The following is a 21,703-nucleotide window of genomic DNA, read 5'->3' on the forward strand; positions in this document are numbered from 1 at the left end:
TGGACATGCCGTCGTCACGGCGGCCTGCCTACAATCCGGGACGCACATGATAGGGCACCGACATGACCTATTGCGTTGGAATCGAGGTGGACGAGGGCCTGGTCTTCGCTGCCGACACCCGGACCAATGCCTCGCTGGACGATGTACGCGTGCATCGCAAGCTGCACGTGTTCGAATATCCCGGCCAGGCAGCCTACGTGCTGATGGCGGCTGGCAACCTGGCCACCACCCAGTTGCTGGTGTCGCGCCTGGGGCGCGATGCCGACGAACGGCGCTCACCCAACCTGCGCGACATGACTCACCTTTTCGAGGCCGCCGCGTACGTTGGCCAGTTGCTGGTGGACAGCCAGGTGCACAGCAGCCACAGTGAACATGGCCACGATGGGGTCAATACCCAGGCCACGCTGATCTTCGGCGGCCAGATTGCCGGTGAGCGGCCTGGGCTGTACATGATCTACCCGCTCGGCAACGCCATCGCCGCCTCACCGGAGACGCCCTACCTGCAGATCGGTGAATCCAAGTACGGCAAGCCGATCCTCGACCGCATCCTCAGCCCCGCCACGCGCCTGGAGGATGCCGCCCGCACGGCGATCGTCTCGTTGGACTCCACCATCCGTTCCAATCTGTCGGTAGGCCTGCCGATCGACCTGGCGCTGCTGCGCGACGGTGAACTGCGCATCGGCCAGCAACTGCGGCTGGGCGCGGATTCAGCGCTGTACGCCGATATCCACCAGAACTGGTCACGGCGCCTGGAACAGGCGGTGGACGCCCTGCCGCGGTTCCCCTGGGAAACGCTGGACCGGTAGTGCCGGCCGCTGGCCGGCAACCGCAATGATCCCACCGCACGGGGATGCCGGCCAGCGGCCGGCACTACCCTTTGTCAGCCCAGCGCCTCGGCCACTGCGCGGAACACCTGTTGCATCTGCAGCGGCTTGCGCAGTACATGGACGTCCACGCCGGCCGGGAAGGCATCGGCAGGCACCGCCACCGCCGCATCCTCCAGCACCAGCGCCGGGCCGCGATAGCCCAGCGCAGCCATCTCGCCCAGCAGCTGGCTGGCCGGCAGCAGCTTTGAGCCGGCGTCTGCAATCACCAGCGCCGGCATCGCCTCCTGCTGCATCCAGCGCAGCGCCGCCGGGCCATCGGAGGCCAGCTGCAGCTGATACCCCTGGCTGGACAGCGCGTTGCCGAGCAGCGACAGGCGCGTAGCTTCGCCGTCGACCACCAGGATCGACTGGCCACTGCCCAGGGCCACCAGCTGCTCGATCGGCTCGCTGCCGTCGCTGGCTTCGTGCATCGGCAAGCGCAGCTCGAAGCAGGTGCCCTGCCCCGGCTGGCTGCTGACATGGATGCTGCCGCCGGCGCCTTCGACGATGCGCTTGCAGGAAATCAGACCCAGGCCGGTGCCATCGGCCTTGGTGGTGAAGAACGGATTGAACAGGTGCGACAGCGTGTCCGCATCCATGCCGATGCCTTCGTCGGACACGCAGATCTGCATCCAGTCCACGCCATCGCGCTGCCCGGCATGGCTGGCGGTCAGGCTCAGGCGGCCACCGTTGGGCATCGCCTGGATCGCGTTGAGCGCCAGGTTCAGCATTACCTGCTGCAGTTCGGTGTAGTTGGCGTCGACCACCAGGCCTTCGTCCAGCACCTGCAGTTCCAGGCGCACGGCATCGGGCACGTTGCTGCGCAACAGCAGCGCCACCGCGTCGAACAGGCCGTCGATCTCGATGCGCTCGCTCGGCTTGCGCGAACCACGCACGAACGACAGCATCGACTCGGCCATCTCATGGCCGCGGCGGCCACACTCGGCGATGACGTCGGCCAGGTGGTGCAGCTGCGGATCCTCGGTGCGGGCCTTCAGCAGGTCCGGCATGATCAGCAACGGCTGCAGGATGTTGCGCAGGTCGTGGCTGAGCCCGGCGGCAAGCAGGGACAGGCTTTCCAGGCGCTGCGCACGCATCAGTTCGGTTTCCACGCGTGCGCGCTCGACCGCACTGCGTGCATCGCGGATCGCACGCGCGACCGCCGAAGGCAGGCGCGCAGGCTGGTGCTTGATGATGTAGTCGTTGGCGCCCTTCTGCAGCGCCGCTACCGCATTCTCCTCACCCATCGTGCCGGAGACGAAGATGAAGGGCACCTCCGGTGAGGTCTCGCGCACGATACGCAGCGCGTCGTCACCGGAGAACCCCGGCATGCTCAGGTCGGACAGCACGATGTCCGGCTGGAACACAGCCAGTGCCTGGCGCAGTTCCGCCTCGCTCTCCACACGCTCGAAGCGGGCCTCCAGGCCCGCGTCGAGCATCTGTTCGGACATCAGCTCGGCATCTTCCGGTGAGTCTTCCACCAGCAGGATGCGCAGCGCCCCCAGGGCGGGACCGGTCAGGGGCATGGGCTCACTCGAGTTCCGGTGCCTGGTTGATCAATGCCCAGAACTTGCCCAGCGTCTGCACCGCGCCGAAGAACTGGTCCACGTCCACCGGCTTGACCACGTAGGCGTTCACGCCCATGTCCCAGCTGCGGGCCAGGTCACTTTCCTCGCGCGAAGACGACAGGATCACCACCGGCAGGCGCTTGAGTTCTTCGTGCTCGCGGATCTGCCGCAGCACTTCCAGGCCATCCATGCGCGGCATCTTGATGTCCAGCAGCAGCACCGCCGGCAAGCCTTCCTCGCGGTTGGCGAAGGCGCCGCGGCGCAGCAGGTAGTCCATCACTTCCACGCCGTCCTCGACGTGCACGATGGGATTGGCCAGACGCGCTTCTTCCAGGGCGTCGATCGCCATTTCGGCATCCGCCGGGCTGTCTTCGGCGAGAAGAATGGTGCGCAGAGTCGTCATGCAGAGGGACCTTGTTTGTCCGCGTCGGTCGCGGGGGGCAGGTAGAAGTGGAAAGCAGCGCCGACGTCCGGTTCGGCCTCGGCCCAGATACGGCCACCATGGCGGGTCAGCACGCGGCGCACGCTGGCCAGGCCGATGCCGGTCCCCGGGTAGTCACTGGCCTTGTGCAGGCGCTGGAACACACCGAACAGCTTGCCGGCGTAGGCCATGTCAAAGCCTGCACCATTGTCGCTGACCGTGAACTGATGGCCGCCGTCGGGCTGCTGCTGGTAGTCAACGCGGATCTTCGCCGGTTCGCGGTTGCCCGAGTACTTCACTGCGTTGCCGAGCAGGTTGAGCCAGACCTGGCGGATCATGTTTTCGTCGCCCACCACGATCGGCAGCGGCGCGATGCTCCACTCCACCTGGTGCGCATGGCCGCTGTTCTCGGCCTCGGCCTGCAGATTGGAATCGAGCATGGCGCGGGTGTCGGCCACCAGCGACTGCATGTCCACCGCCTGCTGCCGCATCGCCGCACGGCCAAGTCGCGAGTAGACCAGCAGGTCGTCGATCAACGCTGCCATGCGCCGGGCCGAACTGGAAATCACGTCCAGATAGTGGCGGCTCTTGTCATCAGCCTGGTCGCCGAGGTGGCGCGACAGCTTGTCGGAGAATCCTGCCACGTGGCGCAGCGGTGCACGCAGGTCATGCGAGACCGAATAGCTGAAGGCCTCCAGCTCGCGGTTGACCTCGGACACCTGCGCAACCTTGCCTTCCAGCTGGCGGTTCAGCTCTTCGACGCGCAGCTGCACTGCGCGCTGCATGGTGACGTCGCTGATGGTCAGCAGCACCACCTCGTCATCGCTGTCGGGCAGCGGCATGCGCCGCGCGTTGAGCAGCATGTAGCGCACCATGCCGTCGGCGGTGCGCTGCTCGTGCTCGAAGTCCCACAGTTCGCGACCGCGCGACAGTACGTCGGCCAGGCGCTGCCGGACCACCGGGTCCTGCCATGCGTTGTCGCCAACGTTTTCCAGCAGCAGGCCGTCGGCGCGCTCGTCCTGCAGGCCGTACAGCTCAGCGAATGCTGGATTGTGCAGCTGCACGCGCAGGTCGCGGTCGAGCAGCACGATCGGTTCGCGCACGGTCTGCAGCACCGACGCCGCACGTGCAGCCGAGCGCAGCGATTGCCGCTCCGCATGCAGGCGACGGCCGATCTGCCGCTGCAGCAGCCACAGCACCAGGCCGAGCAGCGCCAGCTGGATCACCAGCGAACTCCACGACACCAGTTCGGTCTGCTTGCGCTGGCGTGCCGCCTGCTCGGCGCGCAGCGCCAGCAGCTTCTGCTCGCTGGCCTGCAGTTCTTCCACCAGCCCGCGGATGGGATAGCGCGTACTCAGGTCCTGCACCAGCTCGCGCTGGTCGCTGTTCGGTTCGGACCTGGCCAACTCGCGGGCAAGTGCCATGCGGCCTTCCAGCATCGATTCGATCCGACCGATGCGGATCAGCTGGTCGGGATTGTCGCGGGTCATCCGGCCCAGTTCGGCCAGGCGCCCGGGAATTTCATCGGCCCGGGCCATGCGTTCGCGCAGGCCGGGGGCATCCACGCCCTTGGACAGGGTCAACGCGGCCGATTCGACATCGCGCACATCGGCCTGCAGTTGCTGCAGTGCCACGCCCACGGCCTGGGTGTGGTTGACCCAGGCCATCGCTTGTTCGCTGTCCTGCTGCAGTTTACGCAGGGTCAACCACGGCACCACGATGATCGCGGCGGCGGCCAGCGCCAAGGCCGGCAACCGCCAGCGGTCCCAGATGTCGTCACTGAAAACCAGCGCCATAGTTCCTCGTCAGCTCTGCCGCGACGCGTTGGCCGGGTCGAGCCCGGTTGCGGCGGAACCGGCAATATAGCGCAGGCGGTCACAACTCTGGAATTTCCAGCGCGGTCGGCTGAACGGGTTGGCAATCAGACCTGTAGGGCCAAGCCCATGCTCGGCTGCCTTGGAGTGCCAGCCGAGCATGGCTCGGGTCTACAGGTCAGCGGGCGCCCCACGCGGGGCGCCCAACCGGTTCAGCGCTTGGCGGCAGCGCTGACCTTCAATGCGGCGGCATCGACGCGGGTCACGCCCTTGATGCCCTTGGCGGTGGTGACCGCCTTGTCCTTCTCGGCCTGGGTGGCCACGGTGCCGCTCAGGCTGACCACGCCGTTCACCGTTTCCACCTTGATCTCGGTGCCCGGGACGTTGCTGCTGGTCAGCAGGTCCGCCTTCACCTTGGTGGTGATCCAGCTGTCGGTCACCGGTTCGTTGGAATCATGGCGATCCGCGTGGGTAGCCGGATGTGCGCTGGTGGTCGGCGGGCTCTTCGCGGCCGGGTCCTTGGCGAATGCGGCCGAGGAGGACAGTGCCAGGCCCAGCGTCAGGGCAGAAGCAATCAGCGTGCGAGTGGTATTGCTCATCGTGTCGTTCTCCTTCGGGATGTGCTGCCAGTCTGGACAAGCGCACGTGGAGCAGGCGTGGCGTCGCGGTCATGCCGCCGTGAATCGAAGCGTTTCCAACGGCAACGGTTCAGTTTTGGGCTGTCCGCATCTGTCGTTTACCCTGCCCTTCCCCCCTGCCGGAGCTCTGCCATGCGCCCCGACCTGCACCTGGCCCTGATCGGCTACGGCCTCGCCGGCCGCGTCTTCCATGCGCCGCTGATCCAGCACACGCCCGGCCTTGCCCTGCACAGCATCGTCAGCTCGCAGCGCGACACGTTGCTGCGCACGTTCAGCAACGTACACGTGCGTGCAACGCCACAGGACGTGTTCGACGATCCAGCGGTGGATGCGGTGGTGATCGCCACGCCGAACGAACAGCACGCGCCGCTGGCGATGGCCGCGCTGGCCGCCGGCAAGCACGTGCTGGTCGACAAACCCTTTGCGCTGGATGTGGCCGAAGCGGAAACAGTACTGGCCGCAGCACGCGACGCCGGCCGCATCGCCACCGTGTTCCAGAACCGGCGCTTCGATGCCGACTTCCTCACGCTGCAGGCGCTGCTGTCCGAAGGCACGCTGGGCGAGGTGGCCGAATGCCATGCGCATTTCGACCGCTACCGGCCGCAGGTGCGCGACCGTTGGCGCGAACAGGACGGGCCAGGCAGTGGCCTGTGGTACGACCTCGGCCCGCACCTGCTGGACCAGATGCTGGTGCTGTTCGGCTGGCCCTACGCCATCGATGCGGATCTGGCCGTGCAGCGCCAAGGTGGCGCCGGCATCGACTACTTCCACGCCGTACTGCACTACCCGCGGCATCGCGCCATCGTGCATGCCGGTTCGCTGGTGGCTGCCCCTGCCCCGCACTTCAGCGTGCATGGCAGCAAGGCCAGCTGGATCAAGTACGGCCTGGATGTGCAGGAGGCCCAGCTGCGCCGCGGCGTAGCGCCGGGTGCGCCCGGATGGGGCATCGATCCCCGGCATGGCGAACTGGTGCACTGTGATGCAGAAGACAATGTTCTGCGCAGCACCGTCGACAACCTGCCCGGCGACTATCGTCGGTTGTATGCGCAGTTCGCAGCGGCGATGCACGGCGACGGCGAAGCGACGGTCAGCCCGATGCAGGCATTGCAGTTGATGCGGCTGCTGCAGGCCGGCATGGACAGCGCGCGCGAAGGCCGGCGGATCGCGTTGGACTGACCAGTAGATCCACGCCATGCGTGGATGACGTGGCAACGATCGGAGACGGCTTTTGTAGAGTCGAGCCATGCTCGACTGGCTGTATGGGGTCAGAACCCTTTCCTGCGGAAAGGGATCCCACCCTGATCTGCCCGGGGTCGGATCCCTTCGGCAACGCCGAAGGGCTCTGACCCCACCGCAGTGCTTACGACTTCTTGATGGCGTGGCCGCCGAATTCATTGCGCATGGCCGACAGCAGGCGGTCGGTGAACGAATTGGATTCCCGCGAACGCAGGCGTTCCAGCAGCGACAACGTGATCACCGGTGCCGGCACGTCCAGCGCGATGGCTTCGGCCACGGTCCAGCGGCCTTCGCCGGAATCCTCCACGTATGGCGCGATGCCATCCAGCGACGGATTGCGCTTGAGTGCTTCGGTGCTCAGGTCCAGCAGCCACGAGCGCACCACGCTGCCGTGACGCCACACCTCGGCTACCTGGGCCAGGTCCAGCGCCATCTCCTGCTTGCGCTCCATCAGCGCGAAGCCTTCGGCATAGGCCTGCATCATTCCGTATTCGATGCCGTTGTGGACCATCTTGGTGAAATGGCCGGCGCCGGATGGACCAACACGCGCCCAGCCACGATCTTCAGCCGGTGCCAGCGTGCGCAGCAGCGGTGCGATCTGCTCCACCACCGATGCTTCGCCACCGACCATCAGGCTGTAGCCTTCCTGCAGGCCCCACACGCCGCCGCTGGTGCCACAGTCGACGTAGCCCAGATCGTCCTCCGCCAGCGCCTTGGCGCGACGGATCGAGTCCTGGTAGTTGGAGTTGCCGCCGTCGATGACGATGTCACCCTCGGCCAGGTGCGGGGTCAGCTGTCCCAGCGTCTGGTCGACGGTTTCACCCGCCGGCACCATCAGCCACACCACGCGCGGCACCGGCAGCGCGGCCACGGCGGCGGCCAGCGAATCAACCACCTCCAGGCCGGCCTCTGCAGCACGCTGGCGCGCACTTTCGCCCGGGTCGTAGCCGACCACGCGGTGGCCGCCGCGATGCAGGCGCTGGGCCATGTTGGCGCCCATGCGGCCGAGGCCGATCATTGCAATATCCATTGTTTCACCTTCAGTTGGGGTCTAGGGTCAGGCTGCCTGGCCTGCCGGTAGCCGCGCAGTGGCGCAGCTGCGCCTCGCGCCAACGCCGGTAGAGCGTGGTATGCAGATTGTGCACCGCCAGGTCGATCGAAAACGGCGTTCTCGGGTTCCGATCGAGCAGGCGGACGATGTGGTAGCCGATAGGACGTATACCGCGCGGATGCACGTAGATCACGAACTGCTGGTAGAACGGATCGTCCAGCAGCTGATCCATGCGCACCAGAGCCGCGTGGTAGCGCGGTGCCAGGCGCGCGCGCAGCTGTGGATCGCGCTCGAACAGCAGGCGCTCGAAATAGCGCTGGCCGATGCGCGGGATGTCCTGCGCCAGTTTCCAGAGCTCGGCATTGCGCTGGTCGTACCAGGCCAGGCCAGCGTGCAGTGCCAACGCCTGCGCAGCGCCCTCGCCCACCTCGACCACCACGAAGTTCTCGGCCTGGTTGCTCAGGTCGTCCAGCGTGCCTTTGTCGTACACATGTTCGATGAAACCGGGCACGCCCACGAACGCCTGCCGCCCCATCGCCGAGGTGCGCACCGCCTTGCCATCGGCGAAGAGGTCGCCCGCATGCGCGCCGAGCAGGATGCTGTCGGTGTCGTGCAGCGCGAGGAAGGTGCCGATCGACAGTTCCTCCGCTGCGAACCCGGTGTCGAACGCAGCATCGCCATACAGCTCGCGCTGGGTGGCCAGCTGTGCGACCTGGCGGCCGACACCGCATTCGGCACGCACGGCACCGCTGTAGAACGCCTGCAGCGCATGGCTGTTGCCCGCGCGGGGCACGAAGCCACGACCGAAACTGCGCGTACGCTGCCAACCCTGTGCCGGTGCGCCCTGCAATCCGAAGCCGATCCATCCCAGCTGCGGGCCGGAGAAGCGGAACGTGGGATTGCCCTGCAATGCCGAAGTCGCGCGCCGCGTGGCCGCCCCCAGCTCAAAGGCATAGGCGCAGACGGTGGCGGGGTCATCCAGCAGCTGCTGAAGAAGTGCGTGCCGAGCAGCAGCGGGCAACGCCGCCGGCCACCGCACCTGCAGGTCGCCGGCCGCCTGTGAATCAGCCAGCGAGGCACGCGTACATACGGGACCACCGCGCACCTGCGGCGCAGTGAGGGACGCTTCTTCGAAGCGCCACCCCAACCGCTGCAGCAGGCCCTGCGTACAGTCCGGGGATGGCGATGCCACGACCCACGCGGGCGCCAGCAGCAGGGCTGCAATCAGCCACCTGCCGCGCACTCTCAGCCCTGGTCCGTAACCGCCGGTGCGGGTTCCGGCGCCGCTGCCGGCGATGGCGATGGCGTGCCCGCCGCGGCCGGCAGATACTGCTGCAGGCGCTGGAAGAAGCGACGATAGAACTCGGCATCCGTGACCGTGCTGCTGGCCACCTTCACCAGCGAGTCGTCGTTGCTGCCGAACGGCAGCGACACCGAGCCCAGCGCACCCACACCGACACTGGCCGAGGTCGGGCTCTTCTTCAGCGCGTAGCGGTCCTGCACTGCACTGACGAATACCAGCGTCTGGCTGCCGCGCGGGGCGCACGAGATGCGCAGCACCAGCTGCTCATGGTCATCCTCGCGCGGCTGGAAGTTCTTGTTGCCCTCCACCTGTGCATCATCGGAACGGGCGATGGCATAGCCCTGGCTGAGCAGCGTGCGGCGCGCGGCCTCGCAGGCTTCACCGGGGCGTCCCTCAACGGTGCGCGAGAAGGTATCGCCGGAATCGAAAGACTCGCGCAGCACGGTGCTGTCGGCGGCGCGGCCACCACAGGCCGAAAGGATCAAGGCGCTGGCGCACGCCACGGCAGCGCTGGAAAGACGGGAGGCCCGCATGGGTACTCCTGCGAGAACGGAAACACCAAGGGTAGTCCCGCCCCCGTGTGCGGCAGGTCGATATGGCCCCCCACGTTGCTCCCGGTTCATGCACGTAAAAGGGGACGGAGGGGATTAAGTCGTTTGCGGCACTTCACTGGCCCGGGCATGGCCCGGCGCGACCGGGAATGGGCTTCCCAAACAAGAAGGGGCCGGCAATGCCGGCCCCTGCGAATGTCGCGCGCCGTCTCCGGCTCAGTCCGCCCAACGCCCCGCGCCGGTGGACTGCGGCAGCACCTGGGCCGACAGCGGACGGTCATTGGCCAGCAGGTTCACCGCGTCGGCCAGGATCGAGGCCGACTCGCGCAGCAGCGGGTCCGGACGCTTTTCGGCGGCCTTTTCGCGGGCGGCATCCTTCACGATGTCGCGCTCGTTGCCGGTCAGGCCATCATCACTGCTGTCATCGGCCAGCGGGTCCAGGGCCAGGCCCAGCTCCTTGCGCTGCAGCTGGCGTTCCTTGCGCTGGGCGTCCTGGCGCTCGCGTTCGGCGCGACGGGTGGCCTCGTTGAGCGAGATGTACTTCTTCGCCGCCTCGGTCCGGAACTGCTGCACGTCCTCGTTCCACCACTGGAATTCCTTGTCGGTGGCGATTCGCGCGTCGTGGCGGGCCTCCAGCTTCGGCAGCAGCGGCGCGAAGTTGCCGTACTGGGTGTGCGGCACGGCGGCGATGCGGGTCCACGGCAGGGCGTTATCGTAGGTGCTCTCGCCGAACTCGGTGGCATCGACGCTGGCCGGGAAGGCCAGGTCCGGCACCACGCCCTTGTGCTGGGTGCTGCTGCCGCTGATGCGGAAGAACTGGGCGATGGTCAGCTTGACCTGGCCGAAGCGCTGGGTCTCGCCACTCGGCCAGCGGTCGAGGTCGACGATGTTCTGCACGGTGCCCTTGCCGAAGCTGGTTTCACCGATCACCAGGCCACGACCATAATCCTGGATCGCACCAGCGAAGATCTCCGAGGCCGAAGCCGAACCGCGGTTGATCAGCACCGCCAGCGGGCCATCCCACGCCACGCCCTGGTTGCGGTCGCTGTTGACGGTGACGCGGCCACCAGACTCACGCACCTGCACCACCGGGCCCTGCTCGATGAACAGGCCGGTCAGTTCGATGGCTTCATCCAGCGAACCGCCGCCGTTGTTGCGCAGGTCCAGCACCACGCCGTCCAGCTTGTCGTTCTTGAAACCAGCCAGCAGCTTGGCCACGTCGCGGGTGGCCGAGGCATAGTCGGCGGCGTTGCGGCGGCGGCCTTCGAAATCCTGGTAGAAGGTCGGCAGCTTGATCACACCAATCTTCCGTGCCGGCTCGCCGTTGGCGGCCGGAATGGTCATGGTCTCGCCCTTGGCGGCCTGTTCGGCCAGGCGCACCTTCTGCCGGGTCAGCACCAGGGTGTGGTGCTTGCCATCGGCACCTTCGGCAGCCGGAATGAACTCCAGCTTGACCTGGGTGTCCTTGGCGCCGCGGATCTTGGCCACCACATCGTCGATGCGCCAGCCGATCACGTCCTCGACCTGGCCAGACTTGCCCTGGCCAACGCCGACGATGCGGTCACCCGGCTTCAGCGTGCCGTCCACCGCAGCCGGGCCGCCGGCGATGATCTCGCGGATCACCACCACGTCGTCCTGGCGCTGCAGCTGCGCACCGATGCCTTCCAGCGACAGCGACATCGCCTGGTTGAAGTTCTCGGCCGTGCGCGGGGTGAAGTAATCGGTGTGCGGATCAACCGCGCTGGTGTACGAATTCATGAAGAACTGGAAGACGTCTTCGCCCTTCAGCTCGTTGACCGACTTTTCCAGCGTCGCGTAGCGCTTGTCCAGCGTCTTGCGGATATCGTCCGGCTTCTTGCCTGCCAGCTTCAGGCGCAGCCAGTCGTTCTTCACCGACTTGCGCCACAGCTCATCCAGCTCGGCGCTGCTGGCCGCCCACGGCACCTTCTTGCGGTCGTACTCGAAGCGCTCGTCGGTGGTGAAGTCCGGCTCCTGCTTGAGCAGCTTGCGCGCAAAGGCCACACGTTCGCCGACACGCTGCTTGTAGACCGCGAACACCTGGAACGCCGGTTCCAGTTCGCCGCCACGGATGGCCGAGGAGATGTTGGCTTCGAAGGGCGCGAAGCGCGCCACGTCGGCCTGGGTGAAATACTGCTTGGCGCCGTCCAGCGTCTCCAGATAGCGCTTGAACACGTCCTTGGAGGTGGCCTCGTCCAGCGCACGCGGGCGGTAGGCGTAACGACTGTCGGACAACAGGCCATACACCAGCTTGGAGGTGGTCACCTGATCGGCAGTCGCCGCAGCGGGCAATGCAGGCGAGTCGGCCTTGGCCGCCAGCGCCAGCGGCGCGACCAGCGCCAGGGCCATCAGGAATGCGGGGGCTTTGAATTTCATTGACGTGCTCGAAGGCGCCTTGCCAAGGGAGAGACTGCAGGGTGTTCAGACACCCCGACAGTGCCGAAAGTTGCCGGGTTTGTCACCCGGCCGCGCTCGGTGGAAAACCAGCCTAGCGGGGCCGGTGTAGCAAATTGTGAATGCATGTAGAGCCGAGCCCATGCTCGGCTGGCCGGCAGCAAGCAGCCGAGCATGGGCTCGGCTCTACCGCAGGCAGAGGTGTGCGGACCAACGGTCCGCACCCACGGGAGAAGCAACTCCCACCCACCGGGAGGGTGTCAGGAAACCCCTGCGCCCTTGGCCTGAACGTCGGCGTGGTACGACGAGCGCACCATCGGGCCGGACGCCACGTGGCTGAAGCCCAGCTCGTAACCGTAGTCTTCCAGTGCCTTGTAGTCGTCGGGGGTCCAGTACTTCAGCACCGGGTGATGGTGCGCGGTCGGCTGCAGGTACTGTCCGATGGTGATCATGTCCACATCGTGCGCGCGCAGGTCACGCATCGTGGCCTTGATCTGTTCGAAGTCTTCGCCCAGGCCCAGCATGATGCCGCTCTTGGTCGGCACGTCCGGGTGCTGCGCCTTGAAGTTCTTCAGCAGGTTCAGCGACCACTGGTAGTCCGCACCCGGGCGCACGTTGCGGTACAGGTCCGGCACGGTCTCGATGTTGTGGTTGAACACATCCGGCGGGTTCTGCGCCAGGATCTCCAGCGCACGTTCCATGCGGCCCTTGCCGCGGAAGTCCGGGGTCAGCACTTCGATGCGGGTACCCGGCGACTTTTCGCGGATGGCGGTGATGCAGTCGACGAAGTGCTGGGCACCGCCGTCGCGCAGGTCATCGCGGTCGACGCTGGTCACCACCACGTACTTCAGGCCCATGTCGGCCACGGTCTGGCCGAGGCTGGCCGGCTCGTTGGCATCCGGCGGCTTCGGGCGGCCATGGGCCACGTCGCAGAACGAGCAGCGCCGGGTGCAGACCTCACCGAGGATCATGAAGGTGGCGGTGCCATGACCGAAGCACTCGTGGATGTTCGGGCAGCTGGCTTCCTCGCATACCGTCACCAGGCGGTTCTCGCGCAGCTTGGCCTTCAGGTTCTGCACGGCATTGCCCGAAGGAATGCGCACGCGGATCCAGGACGGCTTGCGCAGTACCGGCGCGTCGGCGAACTGCACCGGCGAACGGTTGATCTTGTCACCGCCCAGCTGCTTGACCCCGGCCTGCAACGGCGCGGTGGACGGAGAATCGCCCTGCACGATCTGCAGGGGAATGGAACGGGCGGTGGTTTCAGTCATGGCAGTTCCGGGGAGCGGTCAGGCGGCCGCAGAAAGATCGGGCAGTTCGGGCGTGTGCTGCAGCAGCAGGCCAAACTGGCGGGCCAGGTGGTCCAGCAGCACCGGCTTGACGGCGTCCATCCCGGAGGGGCCGCCCAAATCCAGCACCGAGGTCACCTGCAACCCCTGATAGCCACAGGGATTGATGCGGTGGAAGGGTTCCAGGTCCATGGCCACGTTGAAGGCCAGCCCATGGAAGGTGCAGCCGCGGCGCACGCGGATGCCGAGTGCGGCAATCTTGGCACCACCGACGTAGACGCCCGGGGCGCCCTCGCGGCGTTCGGCGCCGATGTTCCACTCGGCCAGGGTATCGATGAGCGCCTGCTCGATGCGGCACACGTAGTCGCGCACACCGATACCCAGCCGTGGCAGACGCAGCAACGGATAGATCACGATCTGGCCGGGACCGTGATAGGTCACCTGGCCGCCGCGGTCCACGTGCAGCACGGGGATGTCGCCCGGCGCCAGCACATGCTCGTCCTTGCCGGCCTGGCCCAGGGTGAACACCGGATCGTGCTCGACCACCCACAGCTCGTCGGCATCGGCGTCGCTGCGCTGGTCGGTGAAGCGCTGCATGGCGCGCCACACCGGTTCATACGGCTGGCGGCCGAGGTCACGGACCAGCGCCGGACGCGGCGCACGGTCCTCCGGGGCGGCTTCGGCCGGGCAGGAGTCGGCTACAGCGTCCACTTCACTTCCGGGTGGTCACGCAGCGCCTGGTGCGCCAGGTCGTACTGTTCGCGGCTCTCGGCCTTGAACACGATGCGGACGGACACGTACTTGCCGTTGGAGGAGTGCTTCCAGCTGATGCGTTCGTTCACCACATCGATGCCGGCGGCCAGCAACAGGCGGGGAAGCTCATGCTCCAGGCCGCGGTTGGCCGGGCCCATGGCGCTGAGCTCGAACTGGCCGGGGAACTGGAAGCCGTGGTCGGGGTTGTCGGACTTGATTTCCATGGCCCCATTATCGGGCCGCAGGGCAACAAACCCAAGAGTATTCATCAACGCCAGGACCGCACCGGCGGTCTGCTGCGTTGCAGGCGGCCCAAAGGGACGGGCCTGAGGCCCAACGGCAGCTGACTGCAATCTCCTGACCGTCACCCACGCGAACATCGTACGGGCGGCCCGCGAACGCCTTCACACCAGGCCCGCGGCGCGTGCGCGGGTAACAAATTGTGCCCGCCGGACAATGTTGTTTTCGGAACAGACAAGTGATCTGGACGTGCTCGTTCCGACGCGCGGGCACGAGTACCGTAGCGTTGCAGAAAACGACTGAAAACCGCCCCCTTCCCCATGAGCATTCCATCCATGCGTAGTGTCGCAGCTCTCGGGCTCGCCGGCCTGCTGGCCTCTGCCCTCCCCCTTGCCGCCCAGGCGGCCGAACAATGTGGCCCGGACGCCATGCGCGACCACCCGCCGCAGGTCAATTTCCGCGTCGACAACGACCTGTTCGGCGGCCGCCACCAGGACCAGGGCTATACCAACGGTGCGCTGTTGACCCTGGTCTCCCCCAATCTGGTCGATTACACCGACGACCCCTGCCTGCCGCGCATGGCGCGCTGGGTGAACCGGTACCTGGAAGGGCTGCATCCGGGCAAGTTCGAACAGCAGAACATGATCTTCAGCATCGGCCAGGGGATCTTCACCCCGACCGATTTCACTCGCAAGGACCTGATCGAGGACGACCGCCCTTACGCCGGCGTGCTGATCGCGAACTTCGGTTTCAACGCGCGCAGCGGCGACCGCCTGCAGACCACCCAGCTGACACTGGGCGTGGTCGGCCCCTGGGCACAGGGCAAGCAGGTGCAGAATGCCGTGCACGACGTGCTGGGCGACGAAAAATTCAAGGGTTGGGACAACCAGCTGCACAACGAACCACTGTTCATGCTGACCCATGAGCGCATGCGCCGGTGGCCGGGCGATGCCAGCGTCAATGCCGACGGTTGGGGCTGGGACGCGATCAGCCACTACGGCGGGTCGATCGGCAACCTGGAAACCAAGGCCAATTTCGGCGGTGAAGTGCGCTTTGGCTGGAAGCTGCCGGACGACTTCGGCAGCACGCCGTTGCGCCCGGCCGGTGAGAACACGGCGCCGACCCGCAGCGGCCGCCCCGGTGGGTGGTCCTGGCACCTGTTCGCGACCTCGGACGCTGCCTGGGTGATCCGCGATATCACCCTGGATGGCAACACCTTCCGCAACAGTCACAGCGTGGACAAGCGCCATGTGGTGGCCTACGGCGGGTACGGCGTGGCGGTGATGTACGGCCGCTGGAAGTTCGCTGCCGCGCGCTACCACAGCACGCGCGAATTCAACGGCCAGCGCGAGGCGCCGGTGTTCGGCAGCTTCACCATCAGTCGTGCGCTGTAGGCCCAGCCTCGGTTCCGCCGGGTGTTGCCCGGCGGACACCCCGCGTGCCTACCAGCTGAAACCCGCGCCGGCAGAAACGCTCTGGTCACTACCACTGAAGGCGCCACCCAAGGACACCGAGACGTTCTTCTTCTCGCCCAGTATCCGCTGGTAACCCACGGCCAACGCCGAACGCCCGTTCTGCGAACCGACACCCGCACCCACGCGGTTGTCGCCGCTCAAACCGGCGGTGTTGATTGCCATGCCCGCATAGGCCGCGCTGATCGCCCCCATGCGGTCAAGCCGCGTGTCCATCGCGTTGAAGCGGCCATCGGTGTACTCACGCTCGGCCTTGAAACGATCATCCATCTGCTGCACGTTCACCGCATCGGTCGGGCGTACGCCGGCCGCGACATTGCTGACGACGCGCTCATTGCCCAGGGAGCCCACCGAGAACTCACTGTCGCGGTCAGCCGTAGATCCGGCACCGACAGCAACCGAATTGTTGCCCGTCGCACTGGCGCCTTCGCCCATGGCCACCGAGCCCGTACCCGAGGCCACACTACCCTCGCCCACGGCCACTGCGCCAACGCCGGACGCCGCGCTTCCATTGCCAAGGCCGATCGCGCCCTTGCCGGAAGCATCGCTCCCTTCGCCAATGGCCACCGATCCCTCACCGGTACCGGGGGAGACACCCGGATTGCCCGTGCCGGGATTTCCGGTCCCCGGGCCACCAATGGAACCATCCTCGATCCCACGCTCGATCGAACCCAGCCGGTCGTCCATCTGTCGCCATTGGGCTTCCCAGTTGGCATTCATCTGCCACAGCTGGCTGCCATTGACGGCTTCCATGCTGAACTGGCCAATCTGGCCGGCGGCGACCTTGTCCAGCACCGTGCCACCCGTTCCGCCGAGCGAGGCCCGGGACAGACTTGCATCGTCGTAAGTGAGCACGCTCAGCGTCTCGCCACTGACGGGATCAATCGCGCCAGCCGCCCGCAGCTGCGCGATGGTCACCACGTCATCTTCGTTGACACCGTTGGCCACGCCGCTCAGGCGCCGGTAGCCATCCCCGCCTGCGAAATCCACCACAGTACCGCCCTTGCCGGCAGCCACGCTCACCACGCCCGTGCCGGAATCATGGGTGACGATGCCGGAGGAGCCGTCAGCAAGGCCCGCGACGTCATCACTCAGCGTCTTCAGCGAGCCTTCTGCGCCGGACATGCGCGTCTGCAATCCGCCAACGCCGCTCTCCAGCGAGCCCACCTGGGCACCCAGCTTCGAGGCATCGTCCTTGATCGTGTCGATGTCACTCTCCACCCGCCCAACGCGCTCATTGGTCGAGAACAGCTGCGCACCGGTGATGGCATCGGCACTGCCTGCAGCGATCACACCGTCAGCCATGTTGGTGATGCGGCGGTTGTCAACGCCATTGCCCACCGATACCGTGTTGGCCGCATTGGTGGTCGCCCCGGCTCCCAAGGCGACGCTGTTACTGTGGCTGGCGGTCGCATCGTAGCCCACCGCTACGCCACCTTCGGCCGAAACAGTACTGGCATTGCCCAGGGCTACTGCCTTCATCTTGGTGGTTGGGGCCCCGAGCACGCTCGCGCCCCCGCCCATAGCCAGCGATCCTCCACCCACGACCTGCGCACCGGGTCCGATCGCAATCGCGTAGTCCGGCGAATCAGTGCCCGGCGAAAGTGAGCTGTCCGTCCTTGCTGAATTGCCGATGGCAATGTCGCGCGCGCCCCCCGCTACGGCGTCATCGCCCAGTTCAACCTTGGTGGCAAGCACACTCGACCACGTCGCCCCCTGGTCACTGGTGCAGCGCTCGCGCTCCGCATCGGTTGCTTCATTGGCGCAGTCCCCCCTGTCCGCTGCTGCAGCCAGAGCTGCTGGCAGCATCAAGGCACCTGCCAACGCCAATGCCAGCGGGGTGCGGCGCGCAGTGCAACGCGTCGTTGGAGAAATCACGGACATCAGCGTGCGAATGGTCATTGGCATGTACTCCTATGGAATGGGACGGAAAGCCGCAGTGCCCGGCAGTCCTGTTGCTTACATGCTCGACCTGACACGCCGGCAAACCCATCGGACGTGTACCAATTCCACGCACCGGACCCGGCCCGACAGCGCCGATACAGGCAAAGAAAAAGGCCGGCATTCGCCGGCCTTTTCGTTCACCACGCCGGGGCGTGGATCATTCCGATTCCCACCACATCCAGAAGCTGTCCCACAGGCGCTTGAAGAAGCCGGCCTGCTCAACGGCGGCCACGGCCACCAGCGGCGCTTCGGCGACGACCTTGCCATCCAGGGTGACCTTCACGGTGCCGATCTGCTGGCCGGCGGTGAACGGTGCTTCCAGGGTCTTGGGCACATCGATGCTCGGCTTCAGGTCGTTGTAGCGGCCGCGCGGCACGCTCACCAGCATCGGCTGGGCCACCCCCAGCTGCACCTTGTCGGTGGTGCCCTTCCAGACCTTGTGCTCGGCCACGGCCTTGCCCGGTTCATACAGACGGTGGGTCTCGAAGAAGCGGAAGCCCCAGTTCAGCAGCGCCAGGCTGTCATCGGCACGCTGCTTTTCCGACGCACCGCCCAATACCACGGCGATCAGGCGCTGGTCGCCACGCTGCGCCGAACTCATCAGGCAGTAACCGGCTTCGGAAGTGTGGCCGGTCTTGATGCCGTCCACGCTGCCGTCGCGCCACAACAGCAGGTTGCGGTTCGGTTGCTTGATGTTGCCGACCTGGAATTCCTTGATCTTGTTGTACGCGTAGGTTTCCGGGTAATCACGCACCATCGCGCGGCCCAGCAGCGCCAGGTCGTAGGCGGTGCTGTGGTGGCCTTCGGCGGTCAGGCCGTGGGCGTTGACGAAGTGGGAGTTCTTCATGCCGATCTTGGCGGCGTAGCTGTTCATCAGCGACGCAAAGGCTTCTTCGCTGCCGGCCACGTGCTCGGCCAGGGCGATCGCGGCGTCATTGCCGGACTGGATCGCCATGCCCTTTTCCATGTCTTCCAGGCGTGCGGTCTGGTTGACCGGGAAGCCGCTGTAGCTGCCGTCGGTACCCGCGCCGCCTTCGCGCCAGGCGCGTTCGCTCATCATCACCTGGTCATCCGCACGGACCTTGCCGTTCTTGACCTCGGCGGCGATCACGTAGGACGTCATCACCTTGGTGATGCTGGCCGGGGCCAGCTGCTCGTGGATGTTCTCGCCGGCCAGCACCTGGCCGGTGGCGTAGTCCATCAGCACCCAGGCCTTGGATACGCTCGGCACCGGCGCCGGCGGGGTGGCAACAGTGGCCGGGGCGGCAGCGGCGGCGGGCGCCGGCGTGGCCGGGGTCGGCAGCGGGGTCTGGGCGGAAGCCAGGCCCACCACCAGGGTGGCGGCCAAGGCGGTGGCGGCGGAACGGAAATTCATTGGACAGCAGGCTCCAGGGGACGGCCAGGAATGGAGGGTGGAACGTAGTGGCCATTGTAAGGCCGGGGCAGCATGGGCCGGCAGCACCGGCCCGGGTGGGTCAATCCTTGACGATCTGAGGCGACCCCAGGCCCAGACCGGCAATGCGGCCGACAAGTTCCGCGGCACTGGCATGGTCGCTGGCGGGAACGCGCAGGCGGAACAGGGTGCGGCCACCGGCGGCGATGTCGCTGATGGTCGCGCCGACGATGCCGGCGGCGTTGAGCTGGCCCATTGCGCGGTTGGCATTGTCGCGGCTGGAGAAGCTGGCGACCTGCACCATCACCGCGCCCACCACCTGCTGCGACAGGCTGGGGGCGGTCGGTGTGGCCGGCGTCGTACGCGCCGGCGCCGGCGTGACCGCGCGCGGCGCGGCGCTGGCGACGGCAACCGGTGCCACAGGGGCGCTGCGCGCCGGCGGTGCGCTCGGCGGCAGGCTGCTGACCGCCACGTCCGGCACGGCGCTGGCCACGCCCTGGGTGGTGGCCGGCTGGCCACGCGCAGGCATGGCGTCGGCCGGCAGGCGCTTGACCAGGCGATCAATGTCGCTGTCGGCGGTGGCACGCGCAGCCGTTACCGGGCGCGTACTGGCCGCCGCGACAGCCGTTTCGGCGGCACGGCGCTCGCGGCGCGACGGCTTTTGGGCCAGCAGATTGCTCTCGCCCGGTTGCAGCGCACGCACTTCCACGTTGCCGGTACCGCGCTGGGTGATGCCCAGCCGCACCGCGGCGGCATAACTGAGGTCGACCACGCGGCCATCATGGAACGGGCCACGGTCGTTGACGCGCACGATCACCGACTCGCCGTTGTCCAGGTTGGTGACGCGGGCGAAGCTGGGCAGCGGCAGCGTCTTGTGCGCGGCGGTGAACTGGTACATGTCGTAGACCTCGCGGTTGGAGGTCAGGCGGCCGTGGAACTTGGCGCCGTAGTACGAGGCCGTACCGCGCTCGACATAGTTGCGGGTGTCGTCGAGCACCTTGTACGACTTGCCCAGCACCACGTACGGCGACTTGTTGCCGATGGCCGAACGCTCTTCGGCGGTCACTTCCGGCTCGGGAATGCAGGCGACGTTGGGAATGTAGTCCGGGGTGCTGTCACGCACGCCTGGCTTGTACAGCCCCCCGGCGGTGTAGTTGCCGCGCGTGTTCGGGTCTTCCTTGGCCGCAGCATAGGGCGAGCCCTCCGGGCAATGCGCCGGGCGCGAGCCGCGACCCTGCACCACCGTGCCGCTGGGCTTGCCACCGTGGCCGGTCGTGGCCGGCTTCTTCGGCGCACTGCTGCAGGCAGCCAGCGCGAGGACGATCAAGCTCGGGACCAGCCATCTGATGTTCATGCCGGGGGCAGCTCCTGTCCGGCGATGGCCTGCGACAACTGGAACACGGCCATCGCGTACATCTTCGAGAGGTTGTAGCGGGTGATCGCGTAGTAATTCTGGAAGCCCAGCCAGTACTGCTTGCCGGTGCTGCCCTCAAGCGTGATCGGCGTTGCGGTGGCGCCCGGCTGCACCGCAGCGCTGGGCTGGTAGCCGCGCTGCGCCAGGTCGGCCAGCGACCAGGTCGGCATCCATTCGGTCGGGTTGAACTCCTCGCGACCCGGCGCCAGCGTGGCCGGTACGGCCACCTGGCCACCACGGACCCAGCCGCCCTTCTTCACGAAATAATTGGCGATGGACGAGAACACATCGTCGTAGCTGGTGAACAGGTCGCGACGGCCATCGCCATTACCGTCCACGGCGTAATCGAGATAGCTGGACGGCATGAACTGGCCCATGCCCATCGCACCGGCATAGCTGCCCTTGAGCGTGGTGATGTCCAGCTTTTCCTCACGGCCCAGCTCGAACAGCTTGGCCAGCTCATCGCGGAAGAACAGCTCGCGGCGCACTTCGCGTTCCAGCTTGGCCGGGTCGCCACTGCGCGGGTAGTAGAACGCCAGCGTGTACAGCGCATCGAGCACGCGGTGGTTGCCGGCATTTTTCCCGTAACTGGTCTCCACGCCGATGATCGCCACGATCACTTCGGCCGGCACGCCGGTGCGCTGCTGCACGCGATCCAGTTCGGCACGATGCTGGGCCAGGAACGCGCGGCCGCCATCGATGCGTGCCTTGCTGATGAACATCGGCCGGTATTCGTTCCACGGTTTGACCCGTTCGGCCGGGCGCGACATGGCGGCGATGATCGGCTGGCGCACCTGCGCCTGATCGAGCACGCTGCTGATCTGCTCCGGCTTCAGCCCATAGCGCTTGGCCGTATCGGCAACAAAGCGGGCCCGTGCGACCTCGAACGGCACCGGAGTGAGATCGACCGGCGGCGCTGTAGCAGCGGCCGCTTCGGGCGCGGCTTCGGCCGGGCCGTGGGCCTTGGTGGCGGGCTGGCGCGGCGTACTGCTGGCCTGGGGCGAAGACGGTGGGGACTTCGGCTGGGTCGCGCAGGCGACCAGGCCGAGGGTGAGCATGCAGGCCAGAGTGCGTCGAATCATCGTCGCAGGTTAGCAGGTCATGGATGAATTAAAACCCCTAACACCATGAATCACAACGATTTGCCCGCGTTCAGCGGGAAATGTGAAGACGTCGTGATCGAGCTATCCCCATTCAGATAGAGGTGGCCGGTTGCGTCCCCATCCCCGCAGACGCAACCGGCGACCGGATCCGGTCGGTACCTGCGCGGCTGCCGCTCCCCAGTGGCAGTTCCCCGCGCTCCCTGTACCCGTTGGATCAGTACTGCTCCCGCCCGAC

The 21,703-nt window shown here is 66.7% G+C and carries 18 protein-coding genes; 3 read left to right on the forward strand and 15 right to left on the reverse strand.

The window, feature by feature from the left end; genetic code table 11:
• Positions 1-62 precede the first annotated feature (62 nt).
• Positions 63-806, forward strand: coding sequence for a 20S proteasome subunit A/B (locus PEM_RS14745; RefSeq protein ID WP_065178043.1), 744 nt, complete (start codon positions 63-65; stop codon positions 804-806).
• Between the two features lie 74 nt (positions 807-880).
• Here PEM_RS14745 and PEM_RS14750 read toward each other — a convergent pair whose 3' ends face one another.
• The 4 genes from PEM_RS14750 to PEM_RS14765 form a co-directional block, all read right to left on the reverse strand.
• Positions 881-2,392, reverse strand: coding sequence for a hybrid sensor histidine kinase/response regulator (locus PEM_RS14750; protein ID WP_005419354.1), 1,512 nt, complete (start codon positions 2,390-2,392; stop codon positions 881-883).
• A gap of 4 nt (positions 2,393-2,396) precedes the next feature.
• The gene (locus PEM_RS14755; RefSeq protein WP_005411057.1) at positions 2,397-2,837 is read right to left on the reverse strand and encodes a response regulator; all 441 of its coding nucleotides are present in this window, start codon (positions 2,835-2,837) and stop codon (positions 2,397-2,399) included.
• Entirely contained in the window at positions 2,834-4,651 is a 1,818-nt protein-coding gene (locus PEM_RS14760) for an ATP-binding protein (RefSeq protein ID WP_005419357.1), read from the reverse strand. The genes PEM_RS14755 and PEM_RS14760 overlap by 4 nt, the downstream gene beginning before the upstream one ends.
• A gap of 230 nt (positions 4,652-4,881) precedes the next feature.
• Positions 4,882-5,268 (reverse strand): BON domain-containing protein, encoded by a 387-nt coding sequence (locus PEM_RS14765; protein WP_053498227.1) that lies wholly within the window; start codon positions 5,266-5,268, stop codon positions 4,882-4,884.
• A gap of 171 nt (positions 5,269-5,439) precedes the next feature.
• Here PEM_RS14765 and PEM_RS14770 point away from each other — a divergent pair, with 171 nt between their 5' ends.
• The gene (locus PEM_RS14770; RefSeq protein ID WP_111128253.1) at positions 5,440-6,483 is read left to right on the forward strand and encodes an oxidoreductase; all 1,044 of its coding nucleotides are present in this window, start codon (positions 5,440-5,442) and stop codon (positions 6,481-6,483) included.
• 184 nt (positions 6,484-6,667) lie between these two features.
• Here PEM_RS14770 and gnd read toward each other — a convergent pair whose 3' ends face one another.
• From gnd to PEM_RS14805, 7 genes are all read right to left on the reverse strand, one after another.
• Positions 6,668-7,573, reverse strand: coding sequence for a phosphogluconate dehydrogenase (NAD(+)-dependent, decarboxylating) (gene gnd / locus PEM_RS14775; protein WP_111128252.1), 906 nt, complete (start codon positions 7,571-7,573; stop codon positions 6,668-6,670).
• Between the two features lie 10 nt (positions 7,574-7,583).
• Positions 7,584-8,822 (reverse strand): hypothetical protein, encoded by a 1,239-nt coding sequence (locus PEM_RS14780; RefSeq protein ID WP_111128278.1) that lies wholly within the window; start codon positions 8,820-8,822, stop codon positions 7,584-7,586.
• A gap of 17 nt (positions 8,823-8,839) precedes the next feature.
• Positions 8,840-9,430 carry a DUF2242 domain-containing protein gene (locus PEM_RS14785; RefSeq protein WP_005419366.1) on the reverse strand — a complete coding sequence of 197 codons (591 nt, stop codon included), beginning with the start codon at positions 9,428-9,430 and terminating at the stop codon, positions 8,840-8,842.
• A 234-nt stretch (positions 9,431-9,664) separates the two neighbouring features.
• Positions 9,665-11,842, reverse strand: a complete 2,178-nt coding sequence (locus tag PEM_RS14790) for a carboxy terminal-processing peptidase (protein ID WP_005419368.1) — start codon at positions 11,840-11,842, stop codon at positions 9,665-9,667.
• Positions 11,843-12,120: 278 nt separating this feature from the next.
• Entirely contained in the window at positions 12,121-13,131 is a 1,011-nt protein-coding gene (gene lipA, locus PEM_RS14795) for a lipoyl synthase (RefSeq protein WP_005419370.1), read from the reverse strand.
• Positions 13,132-13,149: 18 nt separating this feature from the next.
• A complete protein-coding gene (lipB, locus tag PEM_RS14800; RefSeq protein WP_005419373.1) occupies positions 13,150-13,860 on the reverse strand; it encodes a lipoyl(octanoyl) transferase LipB in 711 nt (236 codons plus the stop codon).
• Positions 13,848-14,126, reverse strand: a complete 279-nt coding sequence (locus tag PEM_RS14805; protein WP_005411067.1) for a YbeD family protein — start codon at positions 14,124-14,126, stop codon at positions 13,848-13,850. The genes lipB and PEM_RS14805 overlap by 13 nt, the downstream gene beginning before the upstream one ends.
• Before the next feature lie 351 nt (positions 14,127-14,477).
• On the opposite strand from PEM_RS14805, the gene PEM_RS14810 reads away from it, so the two are divergent.
• Positions 14,478-15,536 carry a lipid A deacylase LpxR family protein gene (locus PEM_RS14810; protein WP_095378289.1) on the forward strand — a complete coding sequence of 353 codons (1,059 nt, stop codon included), beginning with the start codon at positions 14,478-14,480 and terminating at the stop codon, positions 15,534-15,536.
• 48 nt (positions 15,537-15,584) lie between these two features.
• Here PEM_RS14810 and PEM_RS14815 read toward each other — a convergent pair whose 3' ends face one another.
• The 4 genes from PEM_RS14815 to mltB form a co-directional block, all read right to left on the reverse strand.
• The gene (locus PEM_RS14815; protein ID WP_162911596.1) at positions 15,585-17,096 is read right to left on the reverse strand and encodes a YadA-like family protein; all 1,512 of its coding nucleotides are present in this window, start codon (positions 17,094-17,096) and stop codon (positions 15,585-15,587) included.
• 619 nt (positions 17,097-17,715) lie between these two features.
• The gene (locus PEM_RS14820) at positions 17,716-18,933 is read right to left on the reverse strand and encodes a D-alanyl-D-alanine carboxypeptidase family protein (RefSeq protein ID WP_053498244.1); all 1,218 of its coding nucleotides are present in this window, start codon (positions 18,931-18,933) and stop codon (positions 17,716-17,718) included.
• 100 nt (positions 18,934-19,033) lie between these two features.
• A complete protein-coding gene (locus tag PEM_RS14825) occupies positions 19,034-20,305 on the reverse strand; it encodes a septal ring lytic transglycosylase RlpA family protein (RefSeq protein ID WP_065196486.1) in 1,272 nt (423 codons plus the stop codon).
• On the reverse strand, positions 20,302-21,447 hold the full coding sequence (gene mltB, locus PEM_RS14830; protein ID WP_005419390.1) for a lytic murein transglycosylase B: 1,146 nt from the start codon (positions 21,445-21,447) through the stop codon (positions 20,302-20,304). Before mltB ends, PEM_RS14825 begins: the two co-directional genes overlap by 4 nt.
• Between the last annotated feature and the right edge of the window lie 256 nt (positions 21,448-21,703).

It is taken from the genome of Stenotrophomonas sp. Pemsol (genome assembly GCF_003586545.1).
GTDB lineage: Bacteria > Pseudomonadota > Gammaproteobacteria > Xanthomonadales > Xanthomonadaceae > Stenotrophomonas > Stenotrophomonas sepilia.